This window comes from Ruegeria sp. S84, from assembly GCF_056583445.1.
This window is the reverse complement of the sequence record NZ_CM152618.1, coordinates 3,369,279-3,380,986: the sequence shown is the minus strand read 5'-3', so window position 1 is coordinate 3,380,986 and position 11,708 is coordinate 3,369,279. Positions and strand designations below refer to the sequence as shown.

Sequence of the window (11,708 nt, the reverse complement as noted above, 5' to 3'; positions counted from 1 at the left end):
GCCTCCGGCGGAAGTATTTGGAAACAGATGAAGGGGCGGGGCCGCGCACGGACCCGCCGCCTGAGTTAACCGATGAAGGCCTTGTAGCCGGCCTCGTCCATCAGGTCTTCGAGCTGCGAGGCGTCCGCGATCTTGATCTTGTAGATCCAGGCCTCGCCTTCGGGGTCTTCGTTCAGCGCGCCGGGATTGTCGGCCAGTGCCTCGTTCACCTCGGTGATCTCGCCGTCGACCGGTGCGTAAAGCTCGGACGCCGCCTTGACGGATTCAATCACGCCGATCTCGCCGCCTTTTTCGAACTCGTCGCCTGCTTCCTGCTGTTCCACGAACACCACGTCACCCAACTGCTCGGCGGCGTGTTTGGTGATGCCCAGCGTGGCGGTGTCGCCGTCAACGCTCAGCCATTCATGCTCTTCGGAATAATAGGTTGCCATGTCTCTCTCTCCTGACTTCAACGCTTGTAATTCTGTTTGACGAAGGGCAGCGCCACGATCTCAGCCGGTTGCGGCTTGCCCCGGATGATCAGGTTCACCTTCTCGCCCGGCTCGCCATGGCCTTTGCTCACATAGCCCATCGCCACCGGTCCACCCACCGTGGGGCCAAACACGCCCGAGGTGATCTGACCGATGCTGTTGCCCTCAAGGCACTGCACTTCCACGCCCTGACGCGCAGGCGCACGGCCTTCGGGCTTGATGCCCACCAGCTTTTTGGCGGGACCTTCGGCCAGTTCCTTCTGCACGCGGTCCGCGCCCGGGAAACCGCCCTCTTCCTTGCGGCGCTTTTGCATCGCCCAGCCCAGCGAGGCCTCGACCGGCGAGGTGCTTTGGTCGATGTCATTGCCATAAAGGCACAGACCTGCCTCCAGCCGCAGGCTGTCGCGCGCGCCCAGACCGGCCGCTTCGCAATCCTCATGCGCCAGAAACGCCTTGGTGATCTCGATCGCCTTGTCCTCGGGGATCGAGATCTCGTAGCCATCCTCGCCGGTATAGCCCAGCCGCGAGATACGGCACTCAACACCGTTGATATCGGCCACCGTGGTTTCCATGAACTTTAGATCACGCGCGGCGGGGCACAGTTCGCCCACAACGTTTTCCGCCGCAGGGCCCTGAACCGCCACCAGCGCGCGGTCGAAAATCTCGATCACTTCAACGCCTTCGAGGTGCTCACGCATATGCGGAATGTCCTGATGCCGCAGCGCCGCGTTCACCACCACAAAGTAATGATCCCCCGCGTTCGACACGATCAGGTCATCCATGATCCCGCCTTCTGCGTTCGTAAAGAACCCGTACCGCGCCTTGCCTTCCTTCAGCGTCGCATAAGCCTGCGGGCAAAGCGCTTCCAGCTTCTCACCCACATTCTCGCCCCGCAAAATCACCTGACCCATATGGCTCACATCAAACACCGCCGCCTTCTCACGGCACTGCTTATGCTCCCCCATAATCCCCAAAGGATACTGAACAGGCATCTCCCATCCCGCAAAATCAACCAACTTACCCCCCAACTCAACATGCAAAGCGTAAAGAGGCGTGCGTTTTAAGGATGAAGTCATGGTGGCCACCTGCTTTGTATCAGTTACCCAGAAACGTTCCTGTCAGTCTGACCCAAGCTGCACAGATTGCAACGATTCAGCCCAGGATTTCAGCGGATCGCCTCGATTACGGCAGAACAGTATACGGGTGCATGCATCAATAATGTTCCTATAGGAAACTTTTTTCCGTTAGGCAACACTCCTTGTTCGGAGTCAGTAAAACTGTGCCGAGCACCCGCCCATAGCTGGTGGACATCCCCGATAGTAACTTGGTTTCGCGTGGAAAATCATGAAATGGTCTTCAACTTACCTTCATTCCTCAAGGGAATGAACTGCGCGATCAAGCACCCTGAGACCCGCAACCAAATCCTCTTCGGCTGTGTCTTCGGCAAAATCGTGGCTGATTCCGTCAATCGACGGGACAAAGAGCATCGCAACCGGCATCAGGCGCGAGACATTGGTGGCATCGTGGAGCGCTCCGGATGGCATATTGCGCCAACGCCCAGGCGCAATGGCCTGCGCGCCGCTTTCCAGCGCACCGCGCAAAACCGGGTCCATGCTGACGGGCTCTAACCCCAGCATCGGGCCGTAGGTTAGTGTTATGCCCTGCTCTTCGGCAATCTGCTGTGCGGTCGCGCGAATGATGTCTTCCATACGCACCAGACGCTCAGGATCGCCGTCGCGCCATTGCATCGAAAACCGCACCCGTCCCGGCACGATAGAGGACGCATTGGGGTGAACATCAACACGCCCGATGGTCCAGACGGTTTGCGGCGTGACCACATTACGGAACCGGTCATTGAGGCGCGTGTTGAACAGCGACAGGGCCTGAAACGCGTCACGTCGCAAATGCATTGGCGTGGTTCCAGCATGGTTTTGCTGGCCTTGGAAGGTGATGACCATATCGCGGATGCCGACGATATCGGTAACAATGCCGATCTGTTCACCGGCTGCATCCAGTGCCGGGCCCTGTTCGATGTGCATTTCGATGAAGCCGCTGAACCGGACTGGATCAACAAAGCCTTGCGACTTCTTTGCCATTTCAGCCCGCGCGCTGCCAAAGGTGACGCCTGAGCCATCAATCAGCACGTCCGCCTGTTCCAAAGATAATCCACCTGACCAGACCGCCGATCCGGTGGTGACGCCGAACCGCCCCTCCTCGTCCTGAAAACTGACGATCGAGATGGGTCGATCACTGGAACGCGCGATTTCCAGTGCCGCAATGACGCCCAGGGCTCCGTCCAGCCAACCGCCCTCGGGCTGGCTGTCGGAATGCGAGCCCATCAGCAGCGAGGGTCCATCAGCCAACCCGAACAGGTTTCCAACCGGGTCGACATGCGGAGTCAGGCCAGCCTCGGTCATGCGCCCGGCGAGCCACTGGCGCGCGGCGATATCAGCTTTGGAATAAGCGGGGCGGACGACGCCCTTGCCGACGCCCGAAGCCCCGAATGAACGCAGCGTGTGTAGATCGGTCAGAAACCGTGTGTGATCGACAGCCATGGGTCCTCCTTGTCGGGGTGACCATAGCGGTAAACTTCGCCTGATATAGGAGTTTTTCGGGCCCGCGTGAAAGCCCTCTGGTCCCGGCCCCGAACCTGCCCTAAGACGTCAACGCAAGAGGGATCATCATGTCACATATCACATTAGTGCGCCACGGGCAGGCCAACACAACCGCACGGGATGAGCTGAGCTATGACCGGCTGAGCGAACTGGGTCACCAACAGGCCCGTTGGCTGGGCGCGCATTTGCGCGATACCCGCCTGCATTACCCTCGAGTCTATTGCGGCACACTCAACCGGCACGTGGAAACTGCGGCCAGCATGGGGCTGCCGCAGCCAACTCGGGATGCGCGGCTGAATGAGATCGAGTATTTCACCCTCGCCCAGTTATTCCAACAGCAGCACGGGGTTGAAATACCAACCGACCGCGAAGGCTTTGTCGAGCACTTGCCCCGCACCTTTGCCGCCTGGTCCCGGGGCGAGATCGAAGATACGCCGGAATCCTTTGAAGAGTTCGAGACTCGCGTTCGCGACGCTCTGCGAGAGATAGGTACCGAAGGCGGTCCGGCAATTGTCGTGACCTCGGGCGGGCTGATCTCGATGGTGGTGCGGCAGGCGATGGGCTTGGATATCCCATCAATGGCGCGGGTGGCGCTTGCCATCATGAACACGTCGATGCATCGTCTGCACCCGATTGGCGCGCAGCTAAGTCCGGTTCTGTTCAACGCAGTGCCCCATCTGGAAGCGCCAGACCGTCAGTTCGCGCAGACCCATCTGTAAGGAGGCTACAATGCAACTTTATTATGCCCCCCGCACAATCTCGGTCGCCGTGGCAATTGCGCTGGAAGAGGCCGGGCTTGAGTATGAGGCCATCCAACTGGACTTTGCCGGAGGTGAGCAAACCAAACCCGCCTATAAGCAGATCAATCCAAAAGGTCGGGTCCCGGCACTGGTTGTGGATGGTGGCATTCTGACCGAAACCGGAGCGTTGCTGGAATACATTGCCGCTAAAGCGCCCGAGGCGGGATTGGTGCCATCAGATCCGGTTATGGCAGCGCGGATGCGAGAGGTGATGTTTTATCTCGCCTCGACAATGCATGTGAACCATGCCCACAAGATGCGCGGGCCCCGTTGGGCAGACAAGAAATCCAGCTGGAAAGACATGAAGGACAAAGTCGCGCAAAACATGACTGAGTCCTGCGCATATATCTCGTCGAACGGGTTGCGTGGGCCGTTTGTTTTGGGCGAGGCGTTCTCGCTGGCCGACGCGTACCTGTACGTGGTTTGCAGCTGGCTGGAGGGCGACGGTGTTGACGTCTCGGCCTTTCCAAAGATCATCGCCTTCCGCGAAGCGATGGAGGCGCGTCCCTCGGTACAGGCGGTACGCGCTGCCGGTATGCTCTGACAAAAGGAATTGGAATGACACATCTCTGGGTCCGGGCAGAACAGCGCCCGAACGAGGAACGGGTCGGGCTGACCCCCGAAGGCACTGCCGCGTTGATCGCGGCAGGCATCCGCGTGACGGTCGAGGAAAGTTCCGTCCGCGCCATCGCAATTGATGGCTACAAGGACGCGGGCTGTGAAATCGCGGCTGAGAATTCCTGGCCCAATGCCCCGCTGGACGCGATCATCTTTGGCCTCAAGGAGCTGCCCGAGGACGGCACGCCCCTGCCCCACCGCCATATCATGTTCGGCCATGCCTATAAGGGGCAACATGCAGGACGCGCGCTTTTGCAGCGGTTCAAGGCTGGCGGCGGCACACTTTATGATCTGGAGTATCTGGTCGAGGAAAACGGCCGCCGGGTTGCCGCTTTCGGCTATTGGGCTGGGTACGCGGGGGCTGCCGTGACGCTCAAGACATGGGCGGCCCAGCAACGAAATGAAGAATGCCCGCCGGTTGGTGTTTATAAGAACAAAGACACGTTGAATGCCGAATTGCTGGCCGAGCTGGACTCCACCGGCGCCGACCGTCCCCGCGCCATCGTCATCGGTGCGTTGGGCCGTGTTGGCACAGGCGCGGCTGATCTCTGCGAGGCAATGGGCGTCAGCGTTACCAAGTGGGACATGGCCGAAACCGCCCGCGGCGGACCATTCCCAGAAATCCTCGACCACGACCTGTTCCTGAACTGTATCTTCGCTCGTCCCGGCACACCGGTCTTTGTCCCACGGTCAGCGCTGACCACCTCGCGGAACCTTACAGCTATCGGCGATGTGGCCTGCGACCCGGATAGCGATTACAACCCAGTGCCGGTCTATGACCGCGCGACCACATGGGATGCCCCCGCCTTGCGCGTGGCCACCGATCCGGTGATGGATGTTATGGCGATCGACAACCTGCCGTCGATGCTGCCTGTCGAAAGTTCCGAGGACTACGCGGCGCAATTACTTCCGTCGTTGTTGACCCTCACCGATCTGGATAGCGGCGTCTGGGGCCGGGCAGAAGCAACTTACAAAACTCATATTGAAGGGATCTGAGCGATGACGATTCACTGGTGCGGCACCGGCCTGTCGGCCATCCCCGGCCTGCGCCGTCTTATTGAAGGCGGGCACAAAGTCACTGTCTGGAACCGGACCATTGAGAAGGCCAAGACAGAGGTCGGTGACCTCGCCGACGACATCCGCGCCTTCGACATCGATGCATTGGGTGAGGCGCTGGGAAAAGGTGACGTCATCGTATCGATGCTGCCTGGTGACTGGCATGTACCTTTGGCAGAGTTGGCAATCACGAAAGAAGCCAACTTTGTCTCTTCCTCATATATCGCACCTGAGATGCGCGCGCTGGACGGCAAGGCCCGCGAGGCCGGGGTTGCACTGGTTAACGAAGTTGGGTTGGACCCGGGCATCGACCATCTGATGGCGCACGCTCTGGTTGCCGATTACCGCGCCTCGGACGCGTTTGATCCCCAAAACCACCTGAGCTTTATCTCTTATTGCGGAGGCGTTCCCAAGAATCCCAACCCGTTCCGCTACAAATTCAGCTGGTCGCCTCTGGGTGTGCTCAAGGCGTTGCGCTCTCCATCCAAGTCAATCCGGGACTACGCGCCGCTGGATGTCGCCCGACCTTGGGACGCGATCACCAGCTACATCGCGCCGCTGCCCACTCCGGAAAGCTTCGAAGTTTACCCGAACCGCGACTCGATCCCCTTCAAGGCCGAGTACCAGTTCGAGGATCACTGGCCGGTCAAAGAATTTGTCCGTGGCACCCTGCGCCTGAACGGCTGGGCTGAGGCGTGGTCGGATGTGTTCACCGAAATCGAAACGCTGTCCGGCCCCGAAGGCGATGCGCGCTTGAAAGAGATGTCGGATCAGTTCTGGGCCGAGAACGCCTATGACAAGGGCGAGCCTGACCGCGTGGTTTTATGTGTGGGCCTGAAGGCGGAAAAGGACGGCGTTGAAGTTTGGCACAAAACCTATGTCATGGATGCCTGGGGCGACGCGCGCGGGACGGCGATGGCGCGGCTGGTTTCGATCCCGGTTTCACTGGCCGTCGAGGCCGTGCTGAACCGCGCTATTCCCGCAGGAGTTCACGCTGCACCCAGCGACCCGAAGCTGGTGCAGGACTGGATGCGTGAGATCGACACGCTGGCGCAGCACCTGCAGATCGTGGACCACACGGCCTGAAACACAAACAGCCGCTCCGGTATCTTCGGAGCGGCTGCGTTCTTAATGCGGCTTAACCCGCCATCGTCAGATGTATTGCGCAATCACCGCTTCAACATCACAGCGGTTGATGCCCAGTTCTGACAGATCGGAATCAGAAAGCCGGTTCAGTTCCTGGGCGGCGCAAACGATATCCGCTCTGATGGCGTGTATTCTCATCGCCCGGTCAAACAGCATCAATGCGCTTTTTGAAGGGGTTTGTTTCGGGGTTGGGTTGGCATCTAGCATACTCGTTACCTCAGCAAAATTTAAAATGGACCGATATCCGTTCAGCGCCGGAAAGGCTTAAACGCCGTTCAGATAGGGTATGTTCTGATAGACGTTCCGATATACGCGCCGCCTGATCTCACCACGCGGAATGCCGATATCAAAAAGCTGACGATCGCTGAGTTCTTCTAGCGCCCGGATCGTGTTCTTGTAGACCTTGCGGCGCTGCCATCCTGACTTTGGCACTGTTTGGTTCACAAGTTGGCCAAAAAGCAGATCCCGATGATCTGCTCCGGTTGCATTGACATGTGCCATGACGGTTCCTCCTAGATTCATCGCTGTGTTTGATGAACCTGATCAAAGAACTCGACATTAACCCCGACGGAAGGCCGCATTAATTTTGATTCATACGCTAGGATAAGCTGACCCGTCGCCAAATCACCGACTACATCAGATCGTTTTCAACGTCCTCGGCTGAAATTCCCAGCGCATCCAACCCGTTTTCCAGATGGTCCGACAGATGCGGTGTTCCGATCAGATAATCCGCGCAAGGCGTCGAGGCTTCGGACTTAGCCGTCGCGATCGCTTCGGCCAAATCCTCGGCAAAAAAGCTTTCTCGGCCGATCCACATGACGGCTACCAGCTCTGCTTGCTCATCCTCACCCATACGGTCGATGAATGCGCGCAATTCGCCCTCGGCCCGGTCCAGTTCACGCCCCATCATGGCGACCTGGGCGATCTTTCTTGCCGAGATTTCCAACATCTGTCTCAACTCCTCGTGTTCGCGGTCCAGGCATTTCTGCACGATCCCACAGGTGACCGTCTTTGATCTTGCGCAAAGCGGAGGGCTTTAGTGCCGCGACCGGGATACAGGCTGATCGGGAACCGGCGCGGTGCGAAACGGGCTGAACCGCGCCCGTTTGAACCACAGCTTCACCGCCTGCCAGTGGATCAGGAATACCGCCCGGCGCGCGCCGAACGGACGCCGCCAGAGAGACTTTAGAATGATCCGGTTGCTGTACGGCTGGCGCGGACCGGTCAGCGTGGCAATCAAACCGCCTCGGGCACGCCCATAATCGATCCAGACACCAACACGTTCGTCCTGATAGTCAAAGCGGAAGGTATAGGTGCCCTCGATCTTCTGAAACGGAGAGACATGCATCAGCTTGTCCGCAAGTATCCGATCGGTAGGTGCAATCGGTGAAAGATCGGGTTTGTGGCACAAGTAGCTATGGCGTGTGCCATAAGTGTTGGTCACCTCGGCCACCACAGCATAAAGCTGGTTATCTTTATCAAAACAGAACCAGAAACTGACCGGATTGAACACATGCCCTAACACACGGGGTTGTGTCAGCAAGGTCATCCTGTCCGGTTGTGGAATATCTTGCGCCTCAAAGCATTCACGCAGCCAGATCGCCCCGCGACCCTGACCAGGTTCACCCCCATGATCGCAATCTCGCCAGCTTGTCAGGTTCGCGCCATTGATCGAAAACAGGGATGGAGTCTTGGGGTGGGCCTCGGGGTCTAGCAAGATGTAATCGACGGAATAGCGAAACGCATTCTCGACCGCACCTTTGCGCCCGTGAAAGGTATGGCCCGCGATATAATCAATTCTGTTCATGAAACAGATTTTCCGTCCTGCCCGCAAATCATTCAATTGACATGCATTTCCGCATATCTGGTATCTCACAATACGATATTCAGCCGGTTTTGGATGAAATTTATCCAACCGACTGATCCACCTTGGGTGTCCCCACGTATTGTGGTTATGTTTACCGAGACTGACACCGCGACATTGGACGAACCGGCGGCAGAAGCTGCTGGAAGAATTGTTTGGCGCGGACCTAAGCGTTTTAAGGGCAACTCGGTGAACGGACAGAATAATACTTGCGACGCCAGAAAGGATTGGGTGGAACACGTCCGTCGAATCCGAGACGCTCAGGATCAGGCGGCCTTCGCCGAACTGTTTCAGCATTTCGCGCCTCGTATCAAGGCGTTCCTGATCAAGTCCGGTTCGGATGCCGCCCTGGCTGAAGAATGCGCGCAGGAAGTCATGGCGACCTTGTGGCACAAGGCGCATCTGTTTGACCCGACAAGGGCAACGGTTGCGACCTGGGTGTTCACGATCGCAAGGAACAAGCGCATTGACGTATTGCGCAAGCAACGCCGCCCCGAACCCGAAGACCTCGGGTGGGGGCCGGAGGCGGAGCCGGAACAGGAAGACGTTCTAGCGCTGCAACAGGAAACCGCGCAGCTGCGTGATGCCATGGCGGCATTACCTGAGGCGCAAAGACAGCTGATCGAGAAGGCCTACTTCGGAGATCTGAGCCATCGAGAAATCGCATCTCAGACCGGGTTGCCCTTGGGAACGATCAAATCACGGATACGGCTGGCGCTGGACCGCTTGCGCCACGCGATGAACTGAGATGACGAGCATGAAAAACGAGATTAAACATCACCTGACAGACGACCTGCTGATGGCCTATGCCGCAGGCAATCTGCCCGAAGCGTTTGACCTGATGGTCGCAACGCATCTGTCTCTGTGCGACCACTGCCGCGCCCGCGCTGAAAGCTTTGACGCAGTTGGCGGATGCGTTTTGCATGAACAAGATGCGTCAGCAAGCATGAGTGACGGCTCACTGGCGGCAACAATGGCATTGATTGCTCAGGGCGCACCAAAGGTGAAACCCGCGCACCCGTCTTGTGCAGTTCTTCCGACTCCGCTGCAGGACTATGTCGGTGGCGACGTGAACGCGATCAAATGGAAGCCCGTCGGCATGGGTGTCAAACAGGCAATCCTGCCCACGACCAGCGAAGCCACCGCCCGGTTGTTGTTTATCCCCGCCGGGGCAGCAGTGCCGGATCACAGCCATAATGGCATAGAACTGACGATGGTCCTGCAGGGTGCATTCTCTGACGAGATCGACCGCTTCGACCGCGGCGATGTCGAAATCGCTGACCAGTCTATCCATCATACCCCTACGGCAGATATCTCTGAAGACTGCATTTGCCTGGCCGTCACTGATGCTCCACTGAAGTTCAGCAAGCTGATGCCACGCCTGTTCCAGCCATTCCTTCGAATCTGATCCGTCGTGGTAGGGTTGTTTATCGACGCTAACTAAATCGGGGTTTTAAATGTTCTTAAGGATGGCAGTCACAGCGCTTTTGCTGACTTTTGGAGCCAGCGTTTCCGCACAGATGTCCGCAGACGTTAAATTCCAACCGGGCAATTTCGGCACGATGGTTAACGGTACTGTCACCGGCGACGAATATTTCGACTATAAACTGGGCGCCAAAGCGGGACAGGAGATGTTCGCCGACCTTACGGTCAGTGACACCAATGGCAACGGCGTGATCTACTTTAACATCTTGCCGCCGGATAGCGACGGCGTCGCAATTTATAACGGCTCAATCGATGGAAATACCGCCCGGATCGAGCTTCCCGATGATGGCGACTACACCATACGTGTTTATCTGATGGGTAACGATCGCGACACAGGCAAGACGGTTGGTTACAATTTGGACCTGTCGATCCAATAACGCTTACCCTTCGGTTTTGCCCAGCGGTACGACGTTTGTTTGGTCATCCGGCGCAAGCTCTTCGAAATCGAAATTGTCCAACCGTTGCGCCCGGCGACCCGCCTTCTCCGCGCTGATCTTGATTTCCGAGATATCCTTTGCAGCCTGCCCGAAATGACGGTCGAGGTTCGACACCCGGTCGCCTAAACGTTCCACATCCTTATGCAGCAGCCCCAATTCCTTGCGGATCGCACCGGCCTGTTCGCGCATATGCGCATCTTTAAGGATCGCCCGCATGGTGTTCAGCGTCGCCATGCAAGTTGTGGGTGAAACGATCCAAACGCGTTTCGAGAAACTCTCTTGCACCAATTCAGGGAACTTGGCGTGCAGCTCGGCATAGACTGCCTCAGAGGGTAGAAACATCAGCGCACCATCTGCAGTTTCACCGTCCAGAATGTACTTCTCGGCAATATCGTTGATGTGCTTGCGCACGGTACTGCGGAACATCTGTACCGCTGCTTTCAGCTCCATGTCGTTGGTCGATCCGATCAGCGCCTCATAGGCTTCCAGCGGGAACTTACTGTCGATCACGATCGGTCCGGGAGGGTTCGGCAGGTTGATCAGGCAATCAGCGCGCCGTCCGTTCGATAACGTGGCCTGCAGCTGAAAACTATCTGATGGCAGCGCCTTTGAAACGATATCGTTCAGCTGGATTTCCCCGAATGCCCCGCGCGTCTGCTTGTTCGACAGAATATCCTGCAATGACAGCACGTCGCCTGAAAGCTTGGTGATATTGTCCTGCGCCTTGTCGATGGCTGCCAGACGTTCCTGCAATTGCGTCAGCGAGGTCGCCGTCTGTTTCGACGAACCATGCAGCGATTCCTTCATCCGCTCCTGCATCTCAGCCAGAGCGCACGCCGATTTCATCGCGTTATCGGCCAGCCGGTCATTCATCTGCTGTTGCACCGATGACAGGCGGGATTCAACGGTCTGGATCACCTGCACCTGCGCGTTGGCTTGCGTGTCCGAGACATGCTGTAGGCCACCCCGCAGTTGTTCCTGCCCCTGGCCCAGTTGCTGCACATGCTGCCCAAGGTGCGCCATCTGCCGGGCCAGCGGCTCCGCCATCCGAGCTGAACGCTGTGACGCTCGAAGTGACAGAAACAGAAGCAGCAGAATCAACACCACCACCCCGCCTGCAATCAGGATGATAGGGTCATTCAATGCATATTGGGTTCCAGCAATCTCGATCATATCGCCTCAGATGTTCTTGTTTTATTCTTCATAGCCCGAGCGGG

Annotated in this window: 15 protein-coding genes; 7 read left to right on the top strand and 8 right to left on the bottom strand. The window is 57.8% G+C overall.

The genetic code is table 11. From position 1 onward, the window contains the following. Nucleotides 1-65: 65 nt before the first annotated feature. From gcvH to AC1DFB_RS16895, 3 genes are all read right to left on the bottom strand, one after another. Nucleotides 66-431, bottom strand: coding sequence for a glycine cleavage system protein GcvH (gcvH, locus tag AC1DFB_RS16905; RefSeq protein ID WP_170393732.1), 366 nt, complete (start codon nt 429-431; stop codon nt 66-68). Nucleotides 432-448: 17 nt separating this feature from the next. Next, on the bottom strand, nt 449-1,546 hold the full coding sequence (gene gcvT, locus AC1DFB_RS16900) for a glycine cleavage system aminomethyltransferase GcvT (protein WP_480921716.1): 1,098 nt from the start codon (nt 1,544-1,546) through the stop codon (nt 449-451). Nucleotides 1,547-1,837: 291 nt separating this feature from the next. Beyond that, nucleotides 1,838-3,025 (bottom strand): Zn-dependent hydrolase, encoded by a 1,188-nt coding sequence (locus AC1DFB_RS16895; protein ID WP_480921715.1) that lies wholly within the window; start codon nt 3,023-3,025, stop codon nt 1,838-1,840. Between the two features lie 128 nt (nt 3,026-3,153). Between AC1DFB_RS16895 and AC1DFB_RS16890 the strand changes: the two genes are divergently transcribed. Genes AC1DFB_RS16890 through AC1DFB_RS16875 form a run of 4 tightly spaced genes read left to right on the top strand, consistent with a single transcriptional unit; the run spans nt 3,154 to nt 6,645 of the window. After that, nucleotides 3,154-3,804 (top strand): histidine phosphatase family protein, encoded by a 651-nt coding sequence (locus AC1DFB_RS16890; RefSeq protein ID WP_170513888.1) that lies wholly within the window; start codon nt 3,154-3,156, stop codon nt 3,802-3,804. 10 nt (nt 3,805-3,814) lie between these two features. After that, entirely contained in the window at nt 3,815-4,429 is a 615-nt protein-coding gene (locus AC1DFB_RS16885; protein WP_170626796.1) for a glutathione S-transferase family protein, read from the top strand. A 14-nt stretch (nt 4,430-4,443) separates the two neighbouring features. Next, nucleotides 4,444-5,499 (top strand): saccharopine dehydrogenase, encoded by a 1,056-nt coding sequence (locus tag AC1DFB_RS16880; protein ID WP_170408473.1) that lies wholly within the window; start codon nt 4,444-4,446, stop codon nt 5,497-5,499. 3 nt (nt 5,500-5,502) lie between these two features. Further along, complete coding sequence (locus tag AC1DFB_RS16875; protein ID WP_480921714.1) at nt 5,503-6,645, top strand: saccharopine dehydrogenase family protein; 1,143 nt, start codon at nt 5,503-5,505, stop codon at nt 6,643-6,645. Nucleotides 6,646-6,711: 66 nt separating this feature from the next. Here AC1DFB_RS16875 and AC1DFB_RS16870 read toward each other — a convergent pair whose 3' ends face one another. From AC1DFB_RS16870 to AC1DFB_RS16855, 4 genes are all read right to left on the bottom strand, one after another. Beyond that, a complete protein-coding gene (locus AC1DFB_RS16870) occupies nt 6,712-6,912 on the bottom strand; it encodes a DUF1127 domain-containing protein (protein ID WP_480614420.1) in 201 nt (66 codons plus the stop codon). A 57-nt stretch (nt 6,913-6,969) separates the two neighbouring features. Further along, nucleotides 6,970-7,206 carry a DUF1127 domain-containing protein gene (locus AC1DFB_RS16865; RefSeq protein ID WP_170394595.1) on the bottom strand — a complete coding sequence of 79 codons (237 nt, stop codon included), beginning with the start codon at nt 7,204-7,206 and terminating at the stop codon, nt 6,970-6,972. Nucleotides 7,207-7,336: 130 nt separating this feature from the next. After that, complete coding sequence (locus AC1DFB_RS16860; protein ID WP_170408475.1) at nt 7,337-7,654, bottom strand: DUF3775 domain-containing protein; 318 nt, start codon at nt 7,652-7,654, stop codon at nt 7,337-7,339. 87 nt (nt 7,655-7,741) lie between these two features. Then, nucleotides 7,742-8,512, bottom strand: a complete 771-nt coding sequence (locus AC1DFB_RS16855) for a DUF1365 domain-containing protein (RefSeq protein ID WP_170802569.1) — start codon at nt 8,510-8,512, stop codon at nt 7,742-7,744. A gap of 147 nt (nt 8,513-8,659) precedes the next feature. On the opposite strand from AC1DFB_RS16855, the gene AC1DFB_RS16850 reads away from it, so the two are divergent. The 3 genes from AC1DFB_RS16850 to AC1DFB_RS16840 are packed head-to-tail and all read left to right on the top strand — an operon-like array spanning nt 8,660 to nt 10,431. Next, nucleotides 8,660-9,316 carry a sigma-70 family RNA polymerase sigma factor gene (locus AC1DFB_RS16850; RefSeq protein WP_480922626.1) on the top strand — a complete coding sequence of 219 codons (657 nt, stop codon included), beginning with the start codon at nt 8,660-8,662 and terminating at the stop codon, nt 9,314-9,316. Between the two features lie 10 nt (nt 9,317-9,326). Then, nucleotides 9,327-9,977 (top strand): ChrR family anti-sigma-E factor, encoded by a 651-nt coding sequence (locus AC1DFB_RS16845; protein ID WP_170802570.1) that lies wholly within the window; start codon nt 9,327-9,329, stop codon nt 9,975-9,977. Nucleotides 9,978-10,026: 49 nt separating this feature from the next. Continuing rightward, nucleotides 10,027-10,431: a hypothetical protein gene (locus AC1DFB_RS16840; RefSeq protein ID WP_480893851.1), complete on the top strand. Its 405-nt coding sequence runs from the start codon at nt 10,027-10,029 to the stop codon at nt 10,429-10,431. A gap of 3 nt (nt 10,432-10,434) precedes the next feature. On the opposite strand, the gene AC1DFB_RS16835 is transcribed toward AC1DFB_RS16840, so the two are convergent. Continuing rightward, nucleotides 10,435-11,664 carry a DNA recombination protein RmuC gene (locus AC1DFB_RS16835; protein WP_170408478.1) on the bottom strand — a complete coding sequence of 410 codons (1,230 nt, stop codon included), beginning with the start codon at nt 11,662-11,664 and terminating at the stop codon, nt 10,435-10,437. Nucleotides 11,665-11,708 lie beyond the last annotated feature (44 nt).